The organism is Saccharopolyspora hirsuta (assembly GCF_008630535.1).
Lineage (GTDB): Bacteria > Actinomycetota > Actinomycetes > Mycobacteriales > Pseudonocardiaceae > Saccharopolyspora > Saccharopolyspora hirsuta.
Genome location: NZ_VWPH01000002.1, coordinates 366,914 through 391,586, shown reverse-complemented (window position 1 = coordinate 391,586; position 24,673 = coordinate 366,914). Strand labels below are relative to the sequence as shown.

The 24,673-nt window shown below is 71.4% G+C and carries 23 protein-coding genes and 1 pseudogene; 9 read left to right on the top strand and 15 right to left on the bottom strand.

What is annotated here, in order from left to right:
* Positions 1-116 precede the first annotated feature (116 nt).
* Complete coding sequence (locus F1721_RS04905; protein ID WP_246154254.1) at positions 117-1,325, top strand: Rv3212 family protein; 1,209 nt, start codon at positions 117-119, stop codon at positions 1,323-1,325.
* 114 nt (positions 1,326-1,439) lie between these two features.
* Here the strand turns inward: F1721_RS04905 and F1721_RS04900 are convergent, their stop codons facing one another.
* From F1721_RS04900 to F1721_RS34310, 5 genes are all read right to left on the bottom strand, one after another.
* The gene (locus F1721_RS04900; protein WP_211840333.1) at positions 1,440-1,820 is read right to left on the bottom strand and encodes a hypothetical protein; all 381 of its coding nucleotides are present in this window, start codon (positions 1,818-1,820) and stop codon (positions 1,440-1,442) included.
* Complete coding sequence (locus tag F1721_RS04895) at positions 1,820-2,605, bottom strand: RecB family exonuclease (protein ID WP_281288738.1); 786 nt, start codon at positions 2,603-2,605, stop codon at positions 1,820-1,822. Before F1721_RS04895 ends, F1721_RS04900 begins: the two co-directional genes overlap by 1 nt.
* A 95-nt stretch (positions 2,606-2,700) precedes the next feature.
* Complete coding sequence (locus F1721_RS04890; protein ID WP_150065315.1) at positions 2,701-3,582, bottom strand: PHP domain-containing protein; 882 nt, start codon at positions 3,580-3,582, stop codon at positions 2,701-2,703.
* An 87-nt stretch (positions 3,583-3,669) separates the two neighbouring features.
* Positions 3,670-4,242, bottom strand: coding sequence for a PH domain-containing protein (locus tag F1721_RS04885; RefSeq protein WP_150065314.1), 573 nt, complete (start codon positions 4,240-4,242; stop codon positions 3,670-3,672).
* Between the two features lie 25 nt (positions 4,243-4,267).
* Entirely contained in the window at positions 4,268-4,429 is a 162-nt protein-coding gene (locus tag F1721_RS34310; RefSeq protein WP_170301353.1) for a hypothetical protein, read from the bottom strand.
* Positions 4,430-4,575: 146 nt separating this feature from the next.
* Here F1721_RS34310 and F1721_RS04880 point away from each other — a divergent pair, with 146 nt between their 5' ends.
* From F1721_RS04880 to F1721_RS04865, 4 genes are all read left to right on the top strand, one after another.
* Positions 4,576-5,004: an NUDIX hydrolase gene (locus F1721_RS04880; RefSeq protein WP_150065313.1), complete on the top strand. Its 429-nt coding sequence runs from the start codon at positions 4,576-4,578 to the stop codon at positions 5,002-5,004.
* A 437-nt stretch (positions 5,005-5,441) separates the two neighbouring features.
* Positions 5,442-6,521: a magnesium/cobalt transporter CorA gene (corA, locus tag F1721_RS04875; RefSeq protein WP_150065312.1), complete on the top strand. Its 1,080-nt coding sequence runs from the start codon at positions 5,442-5,444 to the stop codon at positions 6,519-6,521.
* Between the two features lie 140 nt (positions 6,522-6,661).
* Positions 6,662-6,850: a hypothetical protein gene (locus F1721_RS04870; RefSeq protein ID WP_150065311.1), complete on the top strand. Its 189-nt coding sequence runs from the start codon at positions 6,662-6,664 to the stop codon at positions 6,848-6,850.
* A gap of 310 nt (positions 6,851-7,160) precedes the next feature.
* Entirely contained in the window at positions 7,161-7,634 is a 474-nt protein-coding gene (locus F1721_RS04865) for a CAP domain-containing protein (protein WP_150065310.1), read from the top strand.
* A 36-nt stretch (positions 7,635-7,670) separates the two neighbouring features.
* Here the strand turns inward: F1721_RS04865 and F1721_RS04860 are convergent, their stop codons facing one another.
* The 5 genes from F1721_RS04860 to F1721_RS04840 form a co-directional block, all read right to left on the bottom strand.
* A complete protein-coding gene (locus F1721_RS04860; protein ID WP_150065309.1) occupies positions 7,671-8,843 on the bottom strand; it encodes an ABC transporter ATP-binding protein in 1,173 nt (390 codons plus the stop codon).
* Positions 8,844-8,847: 4 nt separating this feature from the next.
* Positions 8,848-9,693 (bottom strand): carbohydrate ABC transporter permease, encoded by an 846-nt coding sequence (locus tag F1721_RS04855; protein ID WP_150065308.1) that lies wholly within the window; start codon positions 9,691-9,693, stop codon positions 8,848-8,850.
* Complete coding sequence (locus tag F1721_RS04850) at positions 9,693-10,631, bottom strand: carbohydrate ABC transporter permease (protein ID WP_150065307.1); 939 nt, start codon at positions 10,629-10,631, stop codon at positions 9,693-9,695. The genes F1721_RS04855 and F1721_RS04850 overlap by 1 nt, the downstream gene beginning before the upstream one ends.
* Positions 10,631-11,929: an ABC transporter substrate-binding protein gene (locus F1721_RS04845; RefSeq protein ID WP_211840332.1), complete on the bottom strand. Its 1,299-nt coding sequence runs from the start codon at positions 11,927-11,929 to the stop codon at positions 10,631-10,633. Before F1721_RS04845 ends, F1721_RS04850 begins: the two co-directional genes overlap by 1 nt.
* 215 nt (positions 11,930-12,144) lie before the next feature.
* Positions 12,145-12,666, bottom strand: coding sequence for a YflT domain-containing protein (locus F1721_RS04840; RefSeq protein WP_150065306.1), 522 nt, complete (start codon positions 12,664-12,666; stop codon positions 12,145-12,147).
* A 210-nt stretch (positions 12,667-12,876) separates the two neighbouring features.
* Here F1721_RS04840 and F1721_RS34915 point away from each other — a divergent pair.
* Positions 12,877-13,095, top strand: a pseudogene (locus tag F1721_RS34915) (helix-turn-helix domain-containing protein); the annotation flags it as partial.
* Between the two features lie 95 nt (positions 13,096-13,190).
* Here the strand turns inward: F1721_RS34915 and F1721_RS04830 are convergent.
* Genes F1721_RS04830 through F1721_RS04820 form a run of 3 tightly spaced genes read right to left on the bottom strand, consistent with a single transcriptional unit; the run spans position 13,191 to position 16,246 of the window.
* Positions 13,191-14,666, bottom strand: coding sequence for a DHA2 family efflux MFS transporter permease subunit (locus F1721_RS04830; RefSeq protein WP_246154250.1), 1,476 nt, complete (start codon positions 14,664-14,666; stop codon positions 13,191-13,193).
* Positions 14,667-14,676: 10 nt separating this feature from the next.
* Positions 14,677-14,865 carry a hypothetical protein gene (locus tag F1721_RS04825; RefSeq protein WP_150065304.1) on the bottom strand — a complete coding sequence of 63 codons (189 nt, stop codon included), beginning with the start codon at positions 14,863-14,865 and terminating at the stop codon, positions 14,677-14,679.
* On the bottom strand, positions 14,852-16,246 hold the full coding sequence (locus F1721_RS04820; protein WP_150065303.1) for an amidase: 1,395 nt from the start codon (positions 16,244-16,246) through the stop codon (positions 14,852-14,854). The genes F1721_RS04825 and F1721_RS04820 overlap by 14 nt, the downstream gene beginning before the upstream one ends.
* Before the next feature lie 138 nt (positions 16,247-16,384).
* Here F1721_RS04820 and F1721_RS04815 point away from each other — a divergent pair, with 138 nt between their 5' ends.
* Positions 16,385-17,263 carry a spermidine synthase gene (locus tag F1721_RS04815; RefSeq protein ID WP_246154245.1) on the top strand — a complete coding sequence of 293 codons (879 nt, stop codon included), beginning with the start codon at positions 16,385-16,387 and terminating at the stop codon, positions 17,261-17,263.
* A gap of 389 nt (positions 17,264-17,652) precedes the next feature.
* On the opposite strand, the gene F1721_RS04810 is transcribed toward F1721_RS04815, so the two are convergent.
* On the bottom strand, positions 17,653-21,090 hold the full coding sequence (locus F1721_RS04810) for a patatin-like protein (protein ID WP_246154233.1): 3,438 nt from the start codon (positions 21,088-21,090) through the stop codon (positions 17,653-17,655).
* A gap of 466 nt (positions 21,091-21,556) precedes the next feature.
* Positions 21,557-22,513, bottom strand: a complete 957-nt coding sequence (locus tag F1721_RS04805) for an HpcH/HpaI aldolase/citrate lyase family protein (protein WP_150065301.1) — start codon at positions 22,511-22,513, stop codon at positions 21,557-21,559.
* A 346-nt stretch (positions 22,514-22,859) separates the two neighbouring features.
* Here F1721_RS04805 and F1721_RS04800 point away from each other — a divergent pair, with 346 nt between their 5' ends.
* Both F1721_RS04800 and F1721_RS04795 read left to right on the top strand, forming a co-directional pair.
* Positions 22,860-24,149, top strand: coding sequence for a magnesium transporter MgtE N-terminal domain-containing protein (locus F1721_RS04800; protein ID WP_211840331.1), 1,290 nt, complete (start codon positions 22,860-22,862; stop codon positions 24,147-24,149).
* Positions 24,149-24,673: a DUF1003 domain-containing protein gene (locus tag F1721_RS04795; protein ID WP_150065300.1), complete on the top strand. Its 525-nt coding sequence runs from the start codon at positions 24,149-24,151 to the stop codon at positions 24,671-24,673. Before F1721_RS04800 ends, F1721_RS04795 begins: the two co-directional genes overlap by 1 nt.

Genomic DNA, 24,673 nt, shown 5'->3' with positions numbered 1-24,673 from the left:
CGAGGATGGCGGTTTCGCGCGAGATCGCCATCCAGGCCGCTGCCGCACCGCCACGCAGAACGATCCGCTCACCTTCTAAGCTCGCCTCCGGAAAGAGCTCGCCTTGCTGAGGAGTGATGGTGGTCCGGCCGGAGCGGCGTACGCGTACCGACCTCGTCGTGGTGGCGCTGATCGCGGTGGCCGTGGTCGTCACCGGGACCGTGCTGTGGTTCAACAGCGACGCCCGGGCCACCGTTTCCGAGGTCGCCGCGCGACCGCTGCCGGAACCTCCCGCGGCTGAGGGGGTTCCCGCGACTCTGACCGAGGCGTGGCGGGCACCGAGCCCCGCCACCCCGGTGCCGGTGGTCGCCGGTCCGGCGGCGGTGACCGGGGCGGGCAACGAGGTGCTCGGGCGCGATCCGCTGACCGGCGAGGTCGCCTGGCGCTACGCGCGCGACATCCCGCTGTGCACGGTCGGCGGCGAGTGGGACCGGGCGATCGCGGTCTTCCGCAAGTCGCTCAACTGCAGCGAGACCACTTCCCTGCGCGGGCCGACCGGTGTCCGGGGGCCGCAGCGCAACGGCGACGCCGAGCTGGGCACCCAGCTGCTCTCCGACGGCACCTACGTGACCGCCACCGGGCAGCGGACCTTCGAGTCGTGGCGCTCCGACCTGGTGCGCACCCAGCAGTTCGGCATCCCGCCCGCCATCAAGAACCCGGACAACAACATGAAGCGCCCGGACTGCACGTACTCCTCCATCGCGGTCGGCGACGAGCGCACCGCGGTGGTGGAGAACTGCCCCCGGGAGCTGGGCCGGATCACCGTCGTCAAGACCAAGCCGGAGGACGACGAGAAGCCGGAGGAAGTCCTCAGCGTCGGGCTCGGCAGCGCTTCGGCCGGGGTCGTCGCGGTCACCGACAAGCACGTCGCGGTGGTCGAGCGCGACCACTCCGCGGTGGTGGTGCTGGACAGCAGCGGCCGCGAGGTGGCGCACTACCCGGTCCGCGTCGGCACCCCGGACTTCCGGGCGAACGTGCAGGTCGAGGCGACCACCACCACCGCGGACCGGATCTACTGGCACACCGGCGCGGACACCGTCGCCCTCGACCCGGCCACGCTGACCCCGCTGTGGACCGCCCCGGACACCCTCGGACCGGGCGTCGGATTCGGCGGCAAGCTGCTGGTCCCGGTGCCGGAGGGGCTCGCCGTGCTCGACCCCGCCACCGGCGCCCGGGAGCGGGTGATCCCGGTGGACCGCGCCGGGCACACCGGCCCGGTGCAGCTCAACGCGGTCGGCCCGGTCGTCCTCGAGCAGCGCGGCAACACCCTCGTCGCCCTGCGCTGATCAGGCCCACCACTGCTCCGCACGCCCGGCGGCACGTTCCGCCGACCGCGCCCCGTGAGCACTTTCTGGTGCTATAACGCCCAAGTACGCACGTGCCGCCACCTGCACGAGCCCTCAGGCCCACCACCAGAACCACAGCGATCCGAGCACCAGCACGAACACGACCAGCGTCGCCAGGCCACCGGTCATACCGCGGTGGCGGTCGGCGACCGACTGCACCGCCAACGCCACCAGCGACGTGATCAGCTGAGCGATCACCGCAGGCAACCCGGGCCCCTGCTGCCCCTCCCCGGTCGCCCAGAACTGCACGCCGACGAGCACCAGCGCGAGCACGAGGGAACCGGCCGCCAGCGCCCCGCTCACCCCGCTGATCGCGCTCCCGCCCCGGCCGGGCGGTCGGTGCGCGTGCCGTCCCCGCCCGGCGGCGGGGATCGGTCGGGTCCGGTACTGGCGCGGCTCCGCGCCGCGCCGCCACTCCTCCGCTCGCCTGCTCATCAGGCTTCCAGCGCGGACCAGGACGGCAGATCCGGCGCCGCCTGCTCGCCCTCGGCGCAGTGGGCCCGGAAATCGCACCACGAGCAGTGCTTCCCGGTCCGCACCGGGAACAACGCCTGCGGATCACCACCGAGCTCCAGCTCGTCGGTGGCGCTCTGGAACTCCGCGGCCAGCTGCTCGGCCCGAACCCGCAGCTCGGCCAGCGATTCCTCGGTGTGCTCCCAGCTCGCGACGGTTCCGGTGGGCAGGTGGTGCAGCTCGACCCGGCGGCAGGTCCGGTGGAACTGCTTGCCCACGGCCAGGGCGTAGAGGCCCAGCGCCAGCGAGTCCCGCGCGTCGCCGACCTGCAGCCCGTACCTGCCGGTCTTGTAGTCGACGACCACGAGCTCGCCGTGCCGCTCGTCGATGCGGTCCACGCGGCCCTCGGCGATGATCGACCCGACCGGCGCGGACACCCACCGCTCGACGGCGAGCGGGGCTTCCCCCTCGGGCAGCTCGGCCACGTACCCGCCGACCCACTCCTGCGCGCGCGCCCGGTACTCGGCGGCCTGCTCCGGACCGGAGAACCCGTCGGACTTCCAGTGCTCCCGCACCAGCGCCGAAGCCCGCTCCGGAGACCGCTGGTCGACGCGCAGGTCGAAGTAGGCCTTCAGCGCGTTGTGCACCACCGCGCCCAGGGTGGCGTTCGCCCGGGCACCGGCGCGCGGCGGGGTCGGCCGGTCCAGGTAGGTCATGCGGTACTTGCGCGGGCACTGCTGCCAGGTCGAGAGGCGCGCAGGAGTCACCCGCACCAACTTGCCGGGAATTCCCTCGAGACCTAGCTGCCCTTGCACGCGCCCCACAGTACGCAGTTTTACCGCTACTCCTCGATCGACCCCGCTCAGCCGATCACCTTGCTGCCGGTGCACCGGTCGACGAGCCGGTCCAGCGAGTCCGGCGGCGTGGTCTCCTGGCCGATCCGGATCGTCTTGTTGGTGCCGTGGTAGTCGCTGCTGCCGGTGGGGATCAGGTCCAGCTCGTCGGCCAGGCCGCGCAGCCGCTCGCGGGTCGCGGGGTCGTGGTCGGGGTGGTCGATCTCGATGCCCGCCAACCCGCGGTCGGCCAGCTCCGCGACGACCTCCGCGGTCACCACGGGGCCGCGAGCCGTCGCGAACGGGTGCGCCAGCACGGTCGCCCCACCGGCCTCGGTGATCATCTCGATCGCGCGGTGCACCGGGGTGTCGGTGCGCGGCAGGTAGTACCGCCCGCTGCCGCCGAGGTACTGGGCGAACGCCTCGTCCACGCTGGCCACCGTCCCCGCCTCGACCAGGGCCCGCGCCAGGTGCGGGCGGCCGCCCGGCGAGTCCGGCGGCAGCCCGGCCATCAGCTCGTCCGGGTCGATCGGGAAGCCGTCGGCGGCCATGTGCCGGGCCATCTCGTGCAACCGCACCCGCCGCTCCGCGCGCAGCCGCGACTGCTCGGCGACGAGCGCCGCCGACTCCGGGTCGAACAGGTACGCCAGCAGGTGCACGGTGATCGTCCGGCCGTTCCCGTCCGGGCACGAGCAGGAGAGCTCCGCCCCCGGCACCAGCCGGAACCGGCCCGGCTGCCCGAGCTGGCGCACCGCGCGCTCGGCCTCGGCCCAGCCCGCGGTGGTGTCGTGGTCGGTGATCGCGATGGCGTCCAGCCCGGCCGCGACGGCGGTCGCCACCAGCTCAGCCGGGGTGTCGGTGCCGTCGGACTCGGTGGAATGCGTGTGCAGGTCGATTCGCACACCCACCAGTGTGACCTATGCCCCGCGAACCGGTTCGACCGCTGTCCGAGCAGCGATCGGCCCGGCGGGCGAACCACCCGCCGGGCCGATCTCCGCTCAGAGCTTCGCGGCCTTGCGCTTGCCGACTGCGGCGCGGCGCGCCTTGAGCATCGAGAAGCGGTCCTGCTGCTGACCCTTCTTGTCGCCGAAGACCAGGCCGGAGATGGCGTCCTCGACCTCGGTCGGGTTCGGCACGTACTCGATGCGGTTGAGCGCCTGGATCTGACCCGCCGACTCCACGACCAGGGTGCCGTACCCGAAGATCCGGCCCATCAGGGTGCGCGCGAAGGTCAGGTCGGTGACCTTGGTGATCGGCATCATCGCCACGTTGGTGGTGAAGATGCCGGAGGTCAGCAGGAACCGCTTGTCGGTGACCACGATGCGTTCCACGTACCAGTCGAGCACCTGATAGGTGAAGCGCACCAGCACGATCAGACCGGCGTACCAGAGGACGTTCTGGACCAGCCAGGCGTTCCCCTCCGGCAGCAGGTAGGACACCATCACCAGGCCGACGAGCAGACCGACCGCTTCGAAGAGGTCCCACAGCAAGCACGCCCAGTGGCGCCGCACGCGGATCACCCTGCGTTCGGTGTCCAGCAGGTACTCGTCGGGATCCCTCGGAGCGAACAAGGCACCCGCCTCCCGCGGCTCGCGCTTACGTGAAGAGGTTCTGCATGAAGGTGATGACGGCCTCGGCTGCGCCCTTCAGGCTGTCCAGGATGCCGTTCACCACGCCGCTGGCTTGCGCCGGCGCGGCGAACAAGAAGTACAGGAGGAAAGCAACTCCGGCCCACGTGAGGATTTTCTTCATGTTCACTGTCACGCACCCCGTCCGAAAATGCCCTTGAGTAGCGCAGGCGTTTGCTGATCCGTTGTACCGCACTTCGCCGCTTTACGGCAGCTTTGTACCGCACTTGGGTCAGTCGTTTCCGAGCAGGCTCGGATCAACTACCCTCCGTGTCGATGATCGTATCGGAGAACCCCGCGATTCGCTGCGTCGGAGCGGTGATCCACGACCCGCGCGGCCGGTTGCTGCTGGTCAAACGCGCACATGAGCCGGGTTCCGGGAAGTGGTCGCTGCCCGGCGGCCGGGTGGAGCACGGCGAGACCGACCATTCGGCGGTACGACGCGAAGTTCGAGAGGAAACGGGACTCTCCGTCACCGTCGGCGAGCTCGTCGGGCGGGTTCTGCGGCCCGCGCCGAAGGGCACCTACGAGATCCTCGACTACTCCTGCCGGACGAACGAGTGGACCCTTTGCGCTGGTGATGACGCCGCCGATGCGATCTGGGCGGACAGTGCGACTTTCGCCACACTCGACGCCGAGGGCGCCCTGACGGAGGGTTTGGCGGACTGCCTGCGGTCCTGGGATTGTTTACCCCGCAACGAGTGATCGCCGGAATTCGTCCGGGTTACCCGCATTCGCACCCCGGTGACCGAGTTGACCGAACCGGCCGCCGAAGTCGCGCGACAATCGCCCACACCGCCCAATTCACCCGTTTCCGCCAGCGATCGGGTGCGCGCTGTGACGTTCCGCGAGAGCGGTTGCCGCACCGGTGCCCGGACGGAGTATCGTTGCCGGTTGGCTGACGCGAGGACCACCGCATCGGTGGATGACCGCAGGAGGTGAGGGATCGTGGGCAATAGCGCCGACAGCGCTCTTCCGTGCAGTACCAACCGCATCCCCGCCGGAGGGACCGTCCGCCAGTAGCGCGGGTCCGCGCCCCGCTCCGGGCCCGGCCGGGATGCGCGAACAGCGAGACTCCCGCTCAGCGCCCGCGTCCCCCGGATGATCCCGGGTGGACCGCGCCCGGACTCCTGGAGGCAGCCGTGCCCAACCTCCCCTCGCTCGGCCTGCGCAACCGAAACAACCGCGCGCCCCGCACCACCCCGCGCGCGCCCGCGCCGACGTCCGACTACGTGGTGGACTGCGCCATCTACGTCGACGGGCACCGGGTCGAGGGCACCTGGAACCACTCCGACGCCGTCGACGAGGTGCGCCGCCGCGGCACCGGGTTCGTCTGGATCGGGCTGCACGAGCCCACCGAGCAGCAGATCAACGGGCTCGCGGACACCTTCGGGCTGCACGAGCTGGCGGTCGAGGACGCCGTGCACGCCCACCAGCGGCCGAAGCTGGAGCGCTACGACAACACGCTGTTCATGGTGCTCAAGACGGTCCGCTACCTGTCGTCCGAGCGCCGGTCGGCGACCAGCGAGATCGTCGACACCGGCGAGCTGATGGTGTTCCTCGGCCGGGACTTCGTGATCACCGTCCGGCACGGCAAGCACGCCGGGCTCGCCCAGGTGCGCAGCCAGCTGGAGGCCGACCCGGAGCAGCTGGCGCTGGGCCCGTCCGCGGTGCTGCACGGCGTCGCCGACCACGTGGTGGACACCTACCTGGAGGTCACCGAGGCCATCCAGGACGACATCGACGAGATCGAGGCCGAGGTCTTCGAACCGCGCACCAAGATCGACGCTGAGCAGATCTACCTGATGAAGCGCGAGGTGCTGGAGCTGCGCCGGGCGGTGCTGCCGCTGACCAAGCCGATGCAGCGGCTGGCCGAGGGCTACACGCCGATGGTCGCCGACGAGGTGCGGTCCTACTTCCGCAACGTCGAGGACCACCTGGCGAAGGTCTCGGAGCTGGTGGGGTCCTTCGACGAGCTGCTGACCACGCTGGTGGACGCGACGCTGGCCAAGATCACGCTCCAGCAGAACACCGACATGCGCAAGATCTCCGCGTGGGTCGCGATCATCTCGACGCCGACCATGATCGCCGGGATCTACGGCATGAACTTCACCAGCATGCCGGAGCTGAGCTGGACCTTCGGCTACCCGGGCGTCCTCGTGGTGATGCTGGTCGCCTGCGTGGTGCTGTTCAAGATCTTCCGGCGGAACAAGTGGCTGTGATGGCACTCGGTAACGAAGTCCGGATCTCGGACGATACGCTGAGCGGGGTCACTTCGCGCCCGGTGTTCTTCCGGACGCACCACCTGCCGTTCTCCACCGCCCGCCGCGTTCGGGTGGTGTCCGCGCGTGAGGAGGTTGTCATGCACCGGATGCTGCAGCACCGAGGTCCGGCCGAGCATCGGCAGCTCGCCTCGCCGCGACCGCGGCGAAGTCCGGTGTCGCGCCGGCAGATCGCGGAGCAGTTGTTCCGGCACACCTCGTGGGTGCAGCGAAAACCCGGCGCGATGTGGGACGCGGTTCCCGCCGCGCCGCGCGCCGCCGTGCGCTGACGCCTGCCGGGATCGACCGCGGGCCACATCGTGAGGACGAATCTCTCGCAGATCTTCGTTGTTCACGCAGGAGGCACCGCCATGACTCGCTTGATGACCAACAAGCTCACCATCCTCGTGGCCCTGCTCGTGGGATGGATCTTCACCCTCTTCGTGCTGATCTCCAACCAGGCTTGATCAGTTGTCCACTGTGGCCTGAATCCGCCCCCACGCGCGGTAGCCGAGTTCAGCGACGCGGCCGCGCAGCGCGGTCGCGGCGCGGTTATAACTCCCACCGGGCAAGGCTTTCCAACGGCGGGGGTGGTCGCGGATGTCGGCTTTGCGCGCAACGGCTGCGGTTCTGGCGCTGTTCAGCGCCGGGCCGCTGCTCCTGGCGGCGAAGACGCCGCCGGTCGACCAGCAGCTGCTGGACCTGACCAACGACGCCCGCGCTGCCGCGGGGTGCCCGCCGCTGCGCCTGAACGCGGACCTGAGCGAGGCCGCTGCCGGGCACAGCGCGGACATGGCGCACCGGAACTTCTACGACCACACGGGCAGCAACGGCAGCGATCCCGCGGGCCGCACCAGGGCCGCGGGCTACCCGGGCGACTACATCGGCGAGAACATCGCCGCGGGCTACCCCTCGATCGAGGTCGTCTTCCGGAAGTGGATGGACACCACCGCGCACCGCGACAACATCCTCAACTGCAAGTTCACCGACCTCGGCATCGGTCACGCGAACGTGCCGGGCAGCCGCTACGGCGACTACTGGACCCAGAACCTCGGCCGCCCACCGGGCGGGTGACGGGCGCCCCGACGGGGGCGGGGCGCCCGTCGGCGATCAGGTGAGGGTGGCGCCGGTGGTCGGGTTGAAGAGGTGGATCTTGTCCGGGTCGAACCAGACCTCCAGGGGCTGGTTCTCGCGGGCCGCGGACTGGACCGAGAGCCGGGTGACGACCTGGCCCTCGTCGGTCGGGATCTCGCTGCTGCCGCTGTCGGCGGCCAGCTCGTCCAGCTCCGCCGTGCTGGCCCGCCCGCCGTGCAGCGTGAAGTAGACGTACTTGTCCGAGCCCATCTCCTCCACCACGTCCACCTCGCCGCGGAACGTCGCGCCCGCCGCGCGGGCCGCGTCGTCGAGCAGCGCGGCGTCCTCGAAGTGCTCCGGGCGGATGCCGAGGACCAGTTCGCGCGGGGCGTCCGCGGACTCCAGCGCACGGCGGAGGCGGTCGTTGAGCGGCACGTCGCCGAGCGCGCTGCGCAGCACGCCGTCGGCGGCCTCGACCGGGACGAAGTTCATCGCCGGGGAGCCGATGAAGCCCGCCACGAACAGGTTCGCCGGGTGCTCGTAGAGGTGCTGCGGCGCACCCACCTGCTGCACCACGCCGCCGCGCAGGACCACCACGCGGTCGCCCAGGGTCATCGCCTCGGTCTGGTCGTGCGTGACGTAGACCGTGGTGGTGCCCAGCCGCTTCTGCAGCTTCGACACCGAGGTCCGCATCTGCACCCGCAGCTTGGCGTCCAAATTGGACAGCGGCTCGTCCATCAGGAACGCCTTGGGGCTGCGCACGATCGCCCGCCCCATCGCGACCCGCTGGCGCTGCCCGCCGGAGAGGTTGGCGGGCTTGCGCTCCAGGTGCTGGGTCAGGTCGAGGATCTTGGCCGCCTCCTGGACCTTCGCGCGCACCGTCGCCGCGTCGACCTTGGCCAGCCGCAGCGGGAACGCCATGTTCTCGAACACCGTCATGTGCGGGTACAGCGCGTAGGACTGGAACACCATCGCGATGTCGCGGTCCTTCGGCGCGCGCTCGTTCATCCGCTCCCCGCCGATGCGCAGCTCGCCCGCGCTGATGTCCTCCAGCCCGGCGATCATGTTCAGCGTGGTGGACTTCCCGCAGCCGGACGGGCCGACCAGGATCACGAACTCGCCGTCCGCGATCTCCAGGTCCACCTCGTCGACCGCCAGCGCCCCGTCCGGATAGCGCTTGGTCACCTTGTCCAGCACGATCTCGGCCACTTGCTTACCCCTTCACTGCGCCGGAGGTCAGTCCGGACACGATGCGTCGCTGGAAGAACAGCACGAACACGATGATCGGCACGGTGATCACCACCGCCGCGGCGGAGATCGACCCCGTCGGGTCCTCGAACTGCGAGCTGCCGGTGAAGAACTGCAGCGCCACCGGCACCGTCCGGGAGTTCTCCGTGGAGGTCAGCGAGATCGCGAACAGGAAGTCGTTCCAGCAGAAGATGAACACCAGGATCGCGGTGGTGAACACGCCCGGCGCGGCCAGCGGCGCGATCACCTTCGCGAACGCCTGCCCCGGCGTGGCGCCGTCCATCTTGGCGGCCTTCTCCAGCTCCCAGGGGATCTCCCGGAAGAACGCCGACAGCGTGTAGATCGACAGCGGCAGCGAGAAGGTGATGTAGGGCAGGATCAGCCCCGGCCAGGTGTCGAACAGCCCCAGCACCCGCTCGATCTCGAACAGCGGGGACACCAGCGACACCTGCGGGAACATCGCGATCAGCAGCGAGACCCCGACCAGCAGCCGCTTGCCGGGGAACTCCAGCCGGGCGATGGCGTAGGCGGCCATGGTGCCCAGCACCACCGCGATCAGGGTGGCGATCAGCGCGATGCCGATGGAGTTCAGCAGCGCGCGGGTGAACTCGGAGGTGCTGAAGATCGCCGCGTAGTTCTCCAGCGTCCACTCGCGCGGGATCAGGTTGCCGTCGGACAACGTCTCCGGGGTCTTGAACGACAGCGACAGGATCCACAGCACCGGCAGCAGCGCGTAGACCACGACGATGACGTTGAGCACCGTCCACTTGGCCTTCCGCGCGGGGGTTTCCGCCCCGCCCACGCCCGCCATCAGCGCCTCCCCTTGTCGTCGCTACCGGGCGCGGCCGTGCCGAACAGCTTGACGAAGATCCACGCGATGAGCGCGACCGCGATGAAGATCAGCACCGACATGGTGGAGCCGATGCCCAGGTTCAGTCCCTTGATCAGGTTGTTGTAGGCCAGCACCGACACCGACGAGGTGTCCTGCGCGCCCGAGGTGAGCACCACGATGTTGTCGAAAACGCGGAACGCGTCGAGGGTGCGGAACAGCAGGGCGACCAGGATGGCCGGTTTCATCACCGGCAGCATCACCTTGACGAACCGCTGCCACGGCCCGGCGCCGTCCATCGCCGCCGCCTTGAGCAGGTCGTCGGGCACCAGCGCCAGCCCGGCCATCAGCAGCAGCGCCATGAACGGGGTGGTCTTCCAGACCTCGGCGAGGACCACGATGGCCAGCGCGCTGGCGTGCTCGGTCAGCGGCGCGCCGTCCGGGGTGATCGCGTTGGCCAGGTAGCCGGTGTCCGGCGTCCACGCGTAGCGCCAGCTGAAGGCCGCCACCACGGTGACGATCCCGTACGGGATGAGGGTGACGGTGCGGACCAGGCCCCGGCCGACCAGCGCCCGGTGCATGATCAGCGCCAGGCCCATGCCGAGCACGAACTCGATGACCACCGACACCGCGGTGACCAGCACGGTCACCCAGAACGCGGTCCACCAGTAGCTGTTGCCCAGCACGGTGATGTAGTTGTCCAGCCCGACGAACTCGCGCTGGTCCGGGTACTTCAGGTCGAAGCGCTGGAACGACAGCCAGAGCGCGTAGAGGATCGGGTAGCCGGTGACGGCGAGCATCACCAGCGCGGCCGGGGCGCACAGGAGCCAGCCGAGCTTGCGCTCCGCCTTCTTGCCCTCGCTGATCGCCCCTGCATCGTGGGAAACCGCCACCGGCTCCGCTTTCTCCTGCTGCACCATCAGGGCATCACTCCCTTGGACTCCAAGGCGTTCTGCACCTCGGTGCGCATCCGCTCCGCGGTGGGCCGCGGGTCGATCTCACCGATCGGGGACAGCAGCTTGGACAGCACCGTGGAGACGTTCTGGGCGGCCGGGGTGATCGGGCGCACGCCCGGGTCCTTGAGGGCTTCCAGGATGGTGTCCCGCATCGGGTACTCGGCGGCGATCTCGGGGTCGGCGTAGACGGACTCGATCGTCGGCGGCACGCCGTCGTTGAGCGCGGAGAACTTCTGGCTCTCCGGGTTGCGCAGGCACTTGGCCGCTTCGAAGGACAGGTCCGGCTTGGTCGAGAAGCTGCTCACCGCGTAGTTGGCGCCGCCGATGGTGGACTTGCTCGGCACCCCCGGCTGCAGGCCGGGCATCCGCGCCCAGCCGACCTTCGCCGCCAGCTCCGGCTCCTTCTCCTGCATCGACGCGTAGACGAACGGCCAGTTCAGCTCGAACGCGGACTGCCCGGTCTCGAACTCCTGCCGGGCGTCGTCCTCCTTGGCGTTGTTCATCGACGCGCTGGTCACGCCCGCCGTGCCGAGGTCGCGCAGCGCCTGCAGCGCCCGCACCGCGCCCTCGTCGACCACGGCGCTGCGGCCGTCGTCGGAGACGACGCGCCCGCCCGCCGACTCGACCAGCGTGTTGAAGTGCACGTACACGCCTTCGTACTGGGCACCGGTGAGGGAGATCCAGTGCGGCTTGCCCTCCTGCTTGAGGCGCTGGGCGGTGGAGATCATCTCCTCCCAGGTCTCCGGCGGTTCGGGCACCAGGTCCTTGCGGTACCAGAGCAGCTGCACGTTGGTGTTCTTCGGCGCCGCGTAGAGCTTGCCGTTCCAGGTCGCGGTCTCCAGCGGGCCCTGCAGGGTGCCGCGCTCCACGTCCGCCTTGTCCTGCCCGGTCCACTCCCGGATCCACTTCGCCTCGGCGAACTCGGCGACCCAGGTGACGTCCAGGTACAGGATGTCCAGGCCCCGGTCACCGGCGGCGAGCCGGCGCACCATCTGCTCGCGCTGGCCGTCGGCGTCGCGCGGCAGCTTGTGGTAGACGATGTTGTACCGCCCGCCCGACTCGGCGTTGCAGCGGTCCACGTTCTGCTGCAGGTTCTCCTCGGGCGCGCTGTAGAGGTTCACGGTGTTCGCGCTGGATGCCGGGGCGCAGGCGGTCAGCGCGGACGCGCAGACCAGCGACGCACCCAGCAGCGCCGCGCGACGAGTGCGGCGAACTCTCACTGTCAGTCCTCCCAGTTGCTGGTCGCAGCCACGACCAAGCATCGGGAGGTGCCCACGCTTCGCCGCCTGCCACCACCGGCGATGAGCCGGTGCTGGAAAGCTAGGCCTCTTGATCAGTCAAGGCAAGACAGCGCTGCCCCTTGTTGCCAACACGTGAAAATCGACGAAACCGGCAACACCCGGCTACCCCGAACGCCCCGCAACACTCCCCTGAAAGCACCACGCCCAGGCTCCGAAGGGCCTGGGCGTGGGCGAGGTCACTGGGTGGGTGGGGGTTTCATCGCGAGCTTGGCGAGGAGGTCTCGGCCCTGTTCCGCGTGGCGGGGTTGGGCCAGGACGTCGTAGCGGCCCGCGACCAGCTGGCTCGCCGAGGAGAAGTCGCGGCGGCCCCGGGTGGAGGCGTAGCCGACCGCGGCGAAGACCAGGCCGAACAGCACACCCGCGCCGAGACCGGCCAGCACCGGGCCGAGCCAGCTGCCCTGCGGGGTGAACATGCCCATGATCAGGCCGACGAGCAGGCCGAACCACGCGCCGGACGCCGCACCGCCGCCCAGCACCCGACCCCAGGTCAGCCGCCCGGTGACCCGCTCGACGAGCATCAGGTCGACGCCGACGATGGTCACCTCCTGCACCGGGAAGTCGCTGTCCGCGAGGTGGTCCACGGCGCGCTGCGCCTCTTCGTAGGTGCTGTAGGAGCCGATCGGCCAGCCGCTCGGCGGCGTGGGCAGGTTGGGTGTGCCCGGCGTCGGCCGGCTGGCGCCGGTGAATGGGTTGGACACCGCTGACACCTCCGTGGAACGTGCTGCCAAGGTCGGGACGGCGGTGGCCGGGCGAGCCCGATTCCGCCGCAATGTCCCTTCCCCCATCAGGCTACCCTGCGGGGGCTTCCCGGAGATCATGTCGGTCCCAGCCGCAGCCCGCATCCCCGGCCGGGTGATGGGCCCGCGCGGAGGCGGCGAAGACGACTTAGGCTTGCCTTACTTAACGGAGTGCGGTCGAATGGATCCGTGACCGTCTTGACCCCCATCCGAGTCGTCGCCGACCACTTCGACCTGGCCGTCTCGACGTTGCACTACTGGGAGCGGCGCGGGCTGATCGCGCCGCACCGGCGCGGCGGGCAGCGCTGGTACGACACCGATCAGCTCTACCGCATCGCCCTGATCAAGGAGTGGCGCCGGAGCGGGCAGTTCGGCCTGGACCAGATCGCCCTCATGCTGTCCGGCGGACCGGCCTGGCTCGACGAGGTCGCCGCCCGGATCCGCGAGGTCGAACGGCAGCAGGCCGAGCTGACCCGCGCCCGCGCCTACCTGGACCGGCTGCTCGGCTGCCACTCCCCCGAAGATCCCGAGCGCTGCCCGGGTTTCCGCGCCGAGACCGACATCCCGGGCATCGCCGCGGCGGCGATGATCCCCGCGACCGCGACGCACACCGCCGAGGCGGAGAACGCCGCGGTGTAGCCGTGCGCCAGCGCGTCGAGCTCGTCACCGGGGTGCGCGCTCCGCCACGACGCGGCCGCCGCCGCGGACAGCACGCTCAGCGCAGCCAGCCCGATCGCGCCGCTGGTCTGGCGGACCGTGTTCAGCAGTCCCGCGGCCAGGCCGTTCTGGTGCGCCGGGACCCCGCTGGTCGCGCCCATCGTGATCGGGGTGAACGCCGCGGTCGTGCCGAACCCGAAGACCAGGCCCGGCAGCATCACCGAGGTCGCGTACGAGGCGTGCACCCCGGTGAGCAGCGCGATGCAGGCCAGGCCCGCGGCGCCGAGCAGGCAGCTCAGCGCCGCCGCCCGGCGCACGCCCAACCGCACCGACAGCGAGCCCGCGACCTGCGCTCCGGCGAACTGCGCCGCCCCGATCGGCAGGTAGCCGAGCCCGGCGCCCAGCGGCGAGTAGCCGTGCACGTCCTGCAGGTACAGCGACAGCAGGATCGGGCTGGCGAAGAAACCCAGCCCCAGCAACAACATCACCACGTTGCCGCTGCTGACCGAGCGCTGCCGGAAGAGGCCGAGCGGCACCAGCGGCTCCCGAGACCACCTTGACTGGTGCACCAGGAAGACGCCCAGCACCACGAGCCCCGCCAGCAGCGGCGACCACACCGATACCTCCGCCCAGGCTGCCTCGGAGGAGTGCATCACCGCGTAGACGATGCCGACCAGGCCCGCCGTGACCAGCACAGCACCGAGCACGTCCAGGCGCGGCCGCTCCGCACCGCCCGGCCGCGACGGCAGCACCGCCCAGGCGACAACGACCGCCAGCACCCCGATCGGCACGGTCACGAAGAACACCCATCGCCAGCCCGCCCACTGGGTCAGCAGCCCGCCGAGCACCGGCCCCGACGCCGCACCGGCCGCGCCCACCGCGCTCCAGGCACCCAGCATCCGCGCGCGCTTCGCGGGATCGGTGAACGTCGTGGTCAGCAGCGAGAGCGTCACCGGCATCAGCAGCGCTCCGCCGACGCCCTGCACAGCTCGCGCGGCCAGCAGCAGCTCGGCCGACACGGCCAGTCCGCCCGCCGCGCGGGCCAGCGTGAACAAACCCATGCCGAGCACGAACATCCGGCGCTGGCCGATCACGTCCGACAGCCGTCCCCCCAGCAGCAGGAGCCCCGCGAAGGCGAGGGTGTAGGCGTTGACCACCCACGGCAGCGTCGCGTCGGTGAACCCCAGCTCGGCGCGGATCGCGGGCAGCGCGACGGAGACGATCGTGGCGTCCAGGATCACCACGAACGCCCCGGCGCACGCGAGCGCGAGCACCACCGCGGCTGATTTCCGTTGCGCGTCCACCTGTTTCCCCTCAGTCATGGCGGTGCGGCCGAGGCCCGACCTCGCGCGGGACGGGCATGGCGTGCAGGGACTCGATCGCGGCGAGCCGAGCGCGGTAGGCCGACGCCAGCCCGCGCTTCTCGCTCTCGTCGGCCGGGAGGCCCGCCGCGGCGAGCAGCTCCTCGACCCTCCGGTGCAGTTCCCGATCACCCAGCGACACGGCCGGGCCTCCTCTCGTGCCAGTTCGTGCAGGTCTGGAAGGCCGCGCCGACCCGCAGGACGGTGGCCTCGTCCCGGACCGCGCCCGCCAGCTGGACCGACAGCGGACGGCCGTCGGCGGTCGCGCCGACGGGGATGGCCAGCACCGGGTTCGCGACGGCGTTCCAGTACGGGGTGCGGATCTTGGCGAACAGCTCGTCGTCGTCCTGCTGGCCGGCGTCGTTGGCGAGCTCCGCCAGCAGCGGGGCGCCGATCACCGCCGTCGGGCAGGCGATCACGTCCACCTCGCGGAACAACTCGTCCACCGCGCCCTGCGCGAACCGCCGCGCGCGCTGCGCCTGCACGTAGTCGGCACCCGAGGCGAGCGCACCGGCCGCGAGGAGGCCCCGGGCGGCGGTGAAGTAGTCGCCCCACCTGGTGCGCAGGTCGCCCCGGTGGTGCGCCAGACCTTCGCTGGTCACCGACACCACCACCGCGGCGACCATCTCCGACCAGTACGGGAGGACGACCTCGCAGATCTCGGCCCCGAGATCGGCGAGCACCGCGATGGCGCGGTCGAACGCCTCCGGCAGCGCGGGATCGGCCCCGTCCGGCACGTCGCGCACCACCCCGATCCGCAGGCCGGTCAGGTCGGCGTCGAAGTCCGGCGACTCGAACGACCACCGCATCGAGTCCGGATCCCCCTGGTCCGCACCGCTGATCACCTCCAGCAGCAGCGCGCAGTCCCGCGCGGTGCGCGCGAGCGGACCGACCCGGTCGACGCTGTGCGCCAGCGGCACGCAGCCCGACCTCGGCACCCGGCCGAACGTCGGCAGCAGCCCGCTGACCCCGCAGAACGCCGCTGGCATCCGGATGCTGCCCGCGGTGTCGGAGCCGAGCCCCGCGAGGAACATGCCGGCGGCCACGCCGCTGGCGGTCCCGGAGCTCGACCCGCCCGCCCAGCGCTCGGGGGCCCACGGGTTGCGGGGCGTCGGGAACGGCTTGGTGCCGTCCGGGATCCCGCAGCCGAACTCCATGGTCGTGGTCTTGCCGGTGATCACCGCCCCCGCGGCCTTCAACCGGGACACCACCGCGGCGTCGACCCCGCGCCCCCAGTCGCCGAGGACCAGGCTCTGCGCGGTCGTCGGCCCCTCGGCGACGGCGATGAGATCCTTGATGCCGAGCGGGATGCCGTGCAGCGGACCGCGATCCACCCCCGCCGCCAGCTCCTCGTCGGCGCGCTGCGCCGCCGCGAGCGCGGGCTCCCGGAAGCGGGTCAGGTACACGCCGAGCGCCTCGTCCAGCTCATCGGCCACCGCCTGGCACCCCTCGACGAGCGCGGTGCTGGTCGTCGCACCGGCGCGCAGCGCGCGACCGGCTTCGACCACCGAGCCGAAAATCATTCCGACCTCCGTTCCGCCCACCGCCCCGGGCGGGCGGTGGGACCAGCCGCAGCCTCCCGGCTCAACTCGGGTTGAGCGCAAGCCCGCGATCCGGCGGAACCCCGGTCTTGGCTAGGGTTTCGGCAGGGGGTGAGCGCGGTGGGACGAGTCCGCGTCGAGCGGTCGGTCTGGTTCGGCGAGGCCGAGCTGCTCCCCGACCCGCACCGGGACGCCGGGTGGACCGTCGCCGTCGACGGCGTCACCCAGTCCTTCGTGGACCTCGCCGACCCGACCTACCTGAAGCTCCCGTACGTCGCCTGGATCGGGCAGGCGATCGACCGGCACTGGCCGCCCGGCACCGCCGTGTCGGCGACCTACCTCGGCGGCGCCGGGTGCACGCTGCCCCGCTACGTCGCCGCCACCCGACCGGGATCCGAGCAGACCGCGTTCGAGCTGGACGAACCGCTGGTGGAGCTGGTGCGCGAGCACCTCGCGCTGGACGAGGTGCCGGGCCTGGAGGTCCGGGTGCAGGACGGGCGTGCGGGCGTCCGCGATGCGCAGGACGACAGCGCCGACCTCGTGGTGCTCGACGTCTTCCGCGCGGGCAGCGTGGCAACCGAGCTGGCCACCGTGGAGTTCCTGTCCGAGATCGCGCGCGTCCTGCGGCCCGGCGGCCTGTTCGCGGCGAACATCTGGGACGGCGGCGAGCTGCCGTTCGCGCTGGGCGCGTTCGCCTCGGTCTGCGAGGTGTTCCCGCACGTCCTGGTCCTCGCCGAACCCGCCGTCCTGCTGCGCCGCCGCGCGGGCAACATCGTGGTCGTGGCCTCCACCCGAGACCTGCCCCGCGCAGGCCTCGACGCGTGGGGCGCCGCGGCGGCGAACCGGATGTCCTGCCTGACCCCGCGCCAACTGGCCGCCGTAGCCGGAACAGCACCCCCGATCACCGAGGCGAACCCCCACACCGGCCAGGTCCCACCCGTCCGCCACCCGCGCGAACAACGCGATCTCAATGGAAATCAGAGGTCCGATTTCCATTGAAATCGCATCCTGCCCGTGGACCGCAGCCGCGAAGGGCGAACTGCACCGCTCGGCAGGTGCCGCATGCGCCGCAGGCGCATAACCCACCCTCGCAACCGGCACCGCCGCGGGTTCACGGTGCCCACCCCCCTGGGGTTCCTTCCGGCGAGGACGGCACTGACACCGTGTATCGGTCATACACAAGTCAGGGCACCCGGAGTCCAGGCGGGCGCTGAGGTTCCGCCACTTGCACCGCCACTCAGAACGAGGTTGGAAAAACCTCAATGAAATCGCGAACGTCCCCGGCACGTCCGGCCTCCGGCACACCGCGAGTCCGCAGTTTCAGTTGAAACTGCGGATCGCCGTGCCCGGGGACCACAGTTTCAACTGAAACTGCGGTCCGGCGGCGGTCACTGCCGGACGGCTCGGCGCGGCCGTGGTGGGAGGACGTCGACCGTGCCCAGCAGGATCATGTGGGCGTAGGCCGTGAGGACCGTCGCCAGGAGGATCCAGCTGCCGCCGCTCCAGGCGTCCGGTCGGGTCAGCCACAGGACCGCGCCGAACACCACCGCCGTCAGGGCGGTCGCCCCGATGCGGGCGCCCGTCCGGTAGGCGATCGTCGCGGGCCAGGTCAGCAGCACCGCGGCCAGCGCCAGGCCGAGCGGGCCGAGCCGGAATCCGGTGCTGAACAGCCAGAACTCCGCGGCGAGCAGCACCGCCGCGATGACCAGCGCGGGGACCCAGCGCGCCAACCCGCTGCCGAAGCGGCGCGCGAGCTGGTTGCCCGACCACACCCCGAACACCGCCACCAGCAGCATCGCGATCAGCACGCCGGGGCCGAAGGAGCTGCCCGAGAAGTCCGCGACCACCAGCCAGTCACCGCGCGGGGCGTAGGCGAACCAGCCGAAGTCCTCGCACCCGCCGTACGGGCAGGAGATCGCCGTGGCGGTGAGCGTCTGCTCCCCGCTTAGCTCGTAATAGCTGTCCGAGTACGCGGTGATCGACTGCAGCTCCGACTGGCCGATCCCGGTGAACGCCACCGCTGAGGCGGCCAGCAGACCGAGCAGCGCTGCCCGGCGCGGCGCGGCCACGGCGTACACGACCAGCATCACCAGCGGTTTGATCAACGTCATCGCCCGGCGGCCGAGCCAGCGCAGCACGCCCCGGCCCGACGGGCGGGCGGCCCGGTAGGCGAGCATCCCGAAGCGGGTGGCCAGCGACAGCGCCCGCCGCTCCCCCAGGTCGGGGAACCGCTGGCGCCCGACGGCGTAGTGCTCGACCTCGCTCGACAGCTCCGCCGGTGCGGGCGTGCCCGGTCGTCCGCCACCGCGCTGGTCCGCGCCCGAGGCGACCGTCGCCACGTACGGGACCTCCTCGGCCGCGATCGTCCACTGCAGACGCTCGGTGAGCAGGTTCCGGGTCTCGGTCAGCGGGTGCTCGTCGTCGGGCCGGGCGAACAGCGCGTCGAGCTCGGCGCGCACCTCGCCCGCGTGCCGCGCCCACACCTCGGCCAGGAAGCCGCGCCACTGCTTGGCCTGCTCCTCGTCGAGCTCGCCGAGCTCGGCCTTCGTCGGACGGCTGACGATCGCCTGCAGCGCGTCGCCCAGCGCCTCCGAATCGCCGTGCCGCCGCAGCCGAACCGGGTCGGCGAGCAGCCCGACCAGCGCGGCGGCGGCGTCCATCCGCCCCCACATCCAGTCGTTGGCCCGCCACTTGGCGGACAGGAACGCCCCGAAGTTGCCGATGTCCAACCCGCGGATCTTGTCCGCGATCTGCAGCGGAACGCCTTCCCCGCGGCGCAGCGCCGCGAACGGCAGCGGGCTCTGCTCATCGCTGACCACGCGCAGCAGGTTGATCCGCGAGCCCGGCACCCGGCCCACGTCCAGCGGCGCGGTCAGCACCACCAGCTGCTGGAGCACCTCGGCCCGCTGGTCGCTGCGCTCCAGCAGCGAATAGCCGATCTGCGCGGGCTCGTCGCACCGCTCGCGCGGTGGCGCGAGGGCGGCCAGCCGGTCGGCGACGCGGTGCAGCAGCTTGCGCGCCTCGGCCACCGCGTCCACCCCGGTCGCCTCGGGCACCGCGTCCGCGCCCGAGGACTCCACGATGGACCGGAGCTCGGCGGCGAACTCGGCGAGCACCCGCTGGAAGTCCGCGCCCTCCTCCACCGCGCCCAGCACCTCGCCGAGCAGCGGGGCGATCGGCGTGGGCAGCGCGTGCTGCAACCGGCCCCGGCGGCGGAGCACCCGCTGCACCCACTCGTCGAGCTCGGCGGTCTCGACGATCGGCTCCAGCTTCGCGCCGTTGATCCAGTACCGGTCCGCGTGGCCCTCCAGCACCTCGCCGAAGGCGCGCAACCGGTAGAGCACCGACTTGCAGCGCCCGATCTCCCGGCTCTCCGGCGACCAGCGCTCGATGTCCCACGCCCAGCCGAGGCATTCCTGGACCGCGGTGAGCAGGCTGCGCGCGTCGTCGAAGACCCGCGTCGTCGCCTCCCGGCCGAGCCCGTCCGACAGGCGCTGCGCGAGCTGGGTCCGGGCGGGCGCCGACCAGTCCGCGAGCGGATCGCCGACCACCGGCGGCAGCAGCTTCCCGTCCTCGCTGCCCGCGGGCTCGGTGAGCAGCCGGTAGACCGCCTGCGCGTCGAGCTCCGCGCGCACCACGGCGTGGTCCGGCGCGACGGCGGCGACCTGGTTCGCCAGCGCGGCCAGCCGCTCGTCGTCCGGGGTGGCGTGCAGCTGCGCGAACAACGCCTTGCGGCGCAAGGCCGTTCGCTCCACGACGCGGTTGTGCTCCTCCAGCGCGTCGAGGTCGGCCAGCAGCGATTCCTGGGTCATGCGGGCGCGCAGCGCGGTCAGCGTGACCGGGACCGCGCGCCCCGGTTCGCGGCGCTGCCCGCGCGAGGCGACGGGGTCCGGGTTCAGGTACAGCAGCCACCGCTGCGTCGGGCGGTCCGCGGGCGCCTCGGTGATCGCGTTGATCGCCGCCGACACCGGGATGTTGTCCAGCACGCCGCCGTCGATCACGCGGAACGGCGCGCGACCGGAATCGGGGGTGGTCTCGGAGAACAACCCGACCATGTTCGGCTCGCCCGCCGGTGGCCGACCGAGCGAGGAGAACACCTGAGCGGGCTCGAAGGCGAACGGGAACGCCGAGGTGGCGCGCGCCGCGTGGGCCAGCCGCAGCACCGTCGCGTCGAACTGCTCGCCCGCGCCGAAGTCGGACAGCGGATCACCCGCCCGCCCCCGGTGCCGGAACGAGAACGAGGCGGTACGCCGCTCCTGCAGCATCGACCCGGAGCGGGCGTCGAGCCGCTGTTCCACGGCCGGGTCCAGCAGGGTCGCGGTGAGCAGCAGGTCGGCGCGGTTGCCCGGCAGCTCCGCGTCGGCGGGCACGTTGCCGGTGATGACCTTCGCCAGCTCGGCGCGGAAGTAGGCGTCGCCCTCCAGCAGCGACGGCGGGCTGGGCTGCCAGAACTTCGGCACCGGCCGGGACATCGCCTCCACGTCGCCCAGCTGCACCCAGACCTCGCGCATCCGGTCGAAGGGCATGCCGTAGACGAGGGTGGCGGCCAGCAGCGTGGCGTTCAGCCCACCGGCCGACGCCCCGGCCAGCACGTCGACGGCGACCGAGTCGTAGCCGGACAGCTCCGCCAGCGCCGCCCACGGGTGCGCCCCGGACGGGTCCTCGACGTCGAGCGCGGTGCGCAGCCGGTTGATCTCGGCGACGGCGCCGCCGATCCACACCGCCATGCTCGCACCGCCGCGCATCGCCAGCGCCAGGCGCAGTTCCTGCTCGTTCTCCGCTCCAGCCGCGGTGGACACCTCGGAATCCGCCCTCTCGATCGACACCTGCGGATCACCCGAAACCTACCGCGCGGGAGCCGACCGGTGGCCCCGAACGGAACGACTCTCCCCCGTTGCCCCGAACCTCAACCCTGGCGGACCAACGACGAGCTCCCCACCGGCGGCGGAGGCCACAATTTCAATGAGGTTTTTCCAACCTCGTTCTGCGCAGCGGTGCCGGTGGCGGAACCTCAGCGCCCGCCTGGACTGCGGGGTCCCTGACTTGTGTATGACCCGATACACGGTGTCAGGGCCGTCCTCGCCGGAAGGAACCCCGGAGGGGTGGGCACCGTGAACCCGCGGCGGTGCCGGTTGCGAGGGTGGGTTATGCGCCTGCGGCGCATGCGACACCTGCCGGTCGGTGCAGTTCGCCCTTCGCAGCTGCGGTCCACGGACAGGATGAACAAGTTCAATGGAAATCAGACCTCCGATTTCCATTGAAGTTGCGTCTCACCCGATCGGCGGCTGGAGCTCAACCAGCAGGCGGTGTCCAGCGGTCCGTTCGGGTCATGCCCGCTGCGCGCCCCTTGCCCGCGATGACGAGCGCCATCTTGCGGGAGGCCTCGTCGATCATCTCGTCGCCGAGCATCGCCGCTCCGCGGGCTCCGCCCGCCGCCGAGGTGTGCCACTCGTAGGCGTCCAGGATGTTCTCGGCGTGGTCGTAGTCCTCCTGGCGCGGGGAGAACAGCTCGTTCACCGCGTCCACCTGGGCCGGGTGCAGGACCCACTTGCCGTCGAAGCCCAGCGCCGCCGTGCGGCCGCCGACCCGCCGCAGCCCGTCCACGTCCTTGATCTGCAGGTACGGGCCGTCGATCGCCTGGATCCCGGCCGCGCGGGCCGCGATCAGGATCCGCATCAGCGTGTAGTGGTAGGCGTCGCCCACGTCGTAGCCCGGGGGCTGGTGGCCCACCACCAGGGAGCGCATGTTGATCGAGGCCATGAAGTCCGCGGGCCCGTAGACCAGCGCCGCCACCCGCGGCGAGGCGGTGGCGATCGCGTCCACCTCGACCAGCCCGGCGGCGTCCTCGATCTGCGGCTCGATGCCGATCCGGCCGACCTCCAGGCCGTTCGCCCGCTCGATCTGGGTGAGCGTCAGGTCCAGCCACCGCACGTGGTCGGCGGTGCTCACCTTCGGCAGCACGATCGTGTCGAGCTCGGCGCCCGCGCCCTCCACGACGGTCACCACGTCGCGGTAGGTCCACTCGGTGTCCAGCGCGTTGACCCGCACCGAGCGGATCTTGCCGTCCCAGCCGCCCTCGTTGAGCGCGCCGACGATCCGCTCCCGCGCCTCGGCCTTGGCCAGCGGCGCCACCGCGTCCTCGAGGTCCAGGAAGAACTGGTCGACGGCCAGCCCGCGCGCCTTGTCGATCATCTTCGCACTGGAACCGGGCACCGCCAGGCAGCTGCGCCGCGCACGTCGACCGTCCACGTTGTCCTCCTCGAAAGACTGTTCCTGGTTGCGTTGCTTGCGTGGTCGCTGAGCGGAACCTGAGAGCTTCCCTGGACTGCGGATGCCCCTCCTGATGTATGCCCAATACACGGCGGAGGGGCCGTCCTCGCCAGGAAACCTCTCAGAACCCGCCGGTGGTCACCTTGCGCAGGTGGATGCAAGCGGCTGGCGCCGCTTCCACAAGCGCGGACGGCATTCGCCGACAGTGTTCTCAACGACGAGATCTGCTGGTTGTGTACCACGCCGCAGGCCCGGCCCGAGCGTGCTGAAGGTCACCCGGCCCGTCCGGACAGCGGGCCGACCGCGGAGTGCCTAACCTGATCGCGTGGTTGCCGCGACCAGGGTTTTCGCCGCTCGGATGGCCGGGCTGCCGGTGTTCGGGCCGGACGGCGAATCGATCGGTCGAGTGCGCGACGTGGTCGCCGGGCTCAGCATCGGGCGGCGGCCGCCGCGCGTGCTCGGCGTGGTCGTCGAGCTGCCCACCCGCCGCGGCATCTTCGTGCCGATGCTGCGGGTCACCCGGATCGAGCCCAACGCGGTGACGCTGGCGACCGGATCGGTGAACCTGCGCCAGTTCCACCAGCGCCCCAACGAGCTGCTGGTGCTCGGCCAGCTCCTCGACGCCCGGGTCACCATCGACGCCTCCGGCGCCCCCGCCGTGCTGGTCGACGTGGCGATGGAGCAGACCCGCACCCGAGACTGGCAGCTGTCCAAGCTCGCCGTCCGCGAGCGCACCGGTCGGCTCGGCCGCCACGGCCCCACCCAGGTGCTGGACTGGGACCAGGTGACCGGCCTGGAGTTCGCCGAGGTCACCGGCCGCCCGCAGGGCGTGCAGCAGCTGCTGGCCATGTTCGACACGATGCGCGCCGTCGACGTCGCCAGCACCCTGCACGACCTGCCGACCAAGCGCCGCTACGAGGTCGCCGAGGCGCTGGACGACGAGCGGCTCGCCGACGTCGTCGAGGAGCTGCCGGAGGACGACCAGAAGGACCTCCTGCGCCACCTCGACGACGAGCGCGCCGCCGACGTGCTCGGCGCGATGAGCCCGGACGACGCCGCCGACCTGCTCGCCGAGCTGTCCGAAGTGGACAAGAACCGGCTGCTCGACCTGATGGCCCCGGAGGAGTCCGGCCCGGTCAAACGGCTGCTGGAGTACTCCTTCGACACCGCGGGCGGCCTGATGACGCCGGAACCGGTCGTCGTCGGGCCGGACGCGACGATCGCCGAAGCGCTCGCCATGGTCCGCAACCCGGACCTGCCGGTGGCGCTGTCCAGCCTGGTGTTCGTCTGCCGCCCGCCGTCGGCCACCCCGACCGGTCGCTACCTGGGCTGCGTGCACATCCAGCGGCTGCTCCGCGAACCACCGTCCACGCTGGTCGCCGGCGCGCTGGACACCGACCTGGCCAGCCTGTCCCCGCAGGCCCCGCTGACCGAGGTGACCCGCTACTTCGCCGCCTACAACCTGGTGTGCGGGCCGGTGCTGGACGACGAGGAGCACCTCATCGGCGCGGTCACCGTCGACGACGTGCTGGACCACCTGCTGCCGGACGGCTGGCGGGAGAGCGGGCTGCCGGAAGCCGAACCGAACCAGCCGACGGACCGGGAGGCGCGCTGATGCCCGAGCTGCTGACCCATCGCCGACTCGACCAGCCCCGGCCGCCGCGCCACCTGTCGCTCACCTTCGACCGGGAGATGTTCGGCCGGTTCTCCGAGCGCATCGCGCGGTTCCTGGGCACCGGCACGTTCATCTTCTGGATGACCGCCTTCGTGATCACCTGGATCGGCCTGAACCTGTTCGCGGTCGGCCTGCAGTGGGACCCGTACCCGTTCATCCTGCTCAACCTGGCCTTCTCCACCCAGGCGTCCTACGCCGCGCCGCTGATCCTGCTGGCGCAGAACCGCCAGGACGACCGGGACCGCATCTCGCTGGAGGAGGACCGGGCGCGCGCCGAGCAGACCAAGGCCGACACCGACTTCCTGGCCCGCGAGCTGGCGGCCCTGCGCCTGGCGATCGGCGAGGTCGCCACCCGCGACTACCTGCGCGGCGAGCTGGACCGCCTCCGCGAGGAGCTCCCCGGCCTGCAGAGCCCGGCGGAGAAGCGCCGGACCCGAACCCCGGCCCGCGCCGAGGAGGCCTGA

Coding starts and splice junctions, on each gene's coding strand:
- F1721_RS04880 (WP_150065313.1), top strand. CDS start 4,576: ATGATCGTATCGGAGAACCCCGCGATTCGCTGCGTCGGAGCGGTGATC.
- F1721_RS04850 (WP_150065307.1), bottom strand. CDS start 10,631: ATGGTGCAGCAGGAGAAAGCGGAGCCGGTGGCGGTTTCCCACGATGCA.
- F1721_RS04905 (WP_246154254.1), top strand. CDS start 117: ATGGTGGTCCGGCCGGAGCGGCGTACGCGTACCGACCTCGTCGTGGTG.
- F1721_RS04795 (WP_150065300.1), top strand. CDS start 24,149: ATGCCCGAGCTGCTGACCCATCGCCGACTCGACCAGCCCCGGCCGCCG.
- F1721_RS04870 (WP_150065311.1), top strand. CDS start 6,662: ATGCACCGGATGCTGCAGCACCGAGGTCCGGCCGAGCATCGGCAGCTC.
- F1721_RS04820 (WP_150065303.1), bottom strand. CDS start 16,246: ATGATTTTCGGCTCGGTGGTCGAAGCCGGTCGCGCGCTGCGCGCCGGT.
- F1721_RS04900 (WP_211840333.1), bottom strand. CDS start 1,820: ATGAGCAGGCGAGCGGAGGAGTGGCGGCGCGGCGCGGAGCCGCGCCAG.
- F1721_RS04855 (WP_150065308.1), bottom strand. CDS start 9,693: ATGGCGGGCGTGGGCGGGGCGGAAACCCCCGCGCGGAAGGCCAAGTGG.
- F1721_RS04865 (WP_150065310.1), top strand. CDS start 7,161: ATGTCGGCTTTGCGCGCAACGGCTGCGGTTCTGGCGCTGTTCAGCGCC.
- F1721_RS04845 (WP_211840332.1), bottom strand. CDS start 11,929: ATGCTTGGTCGTGGCTGCGACCAGCAACTGGGAGGACTGACAGTGAGA.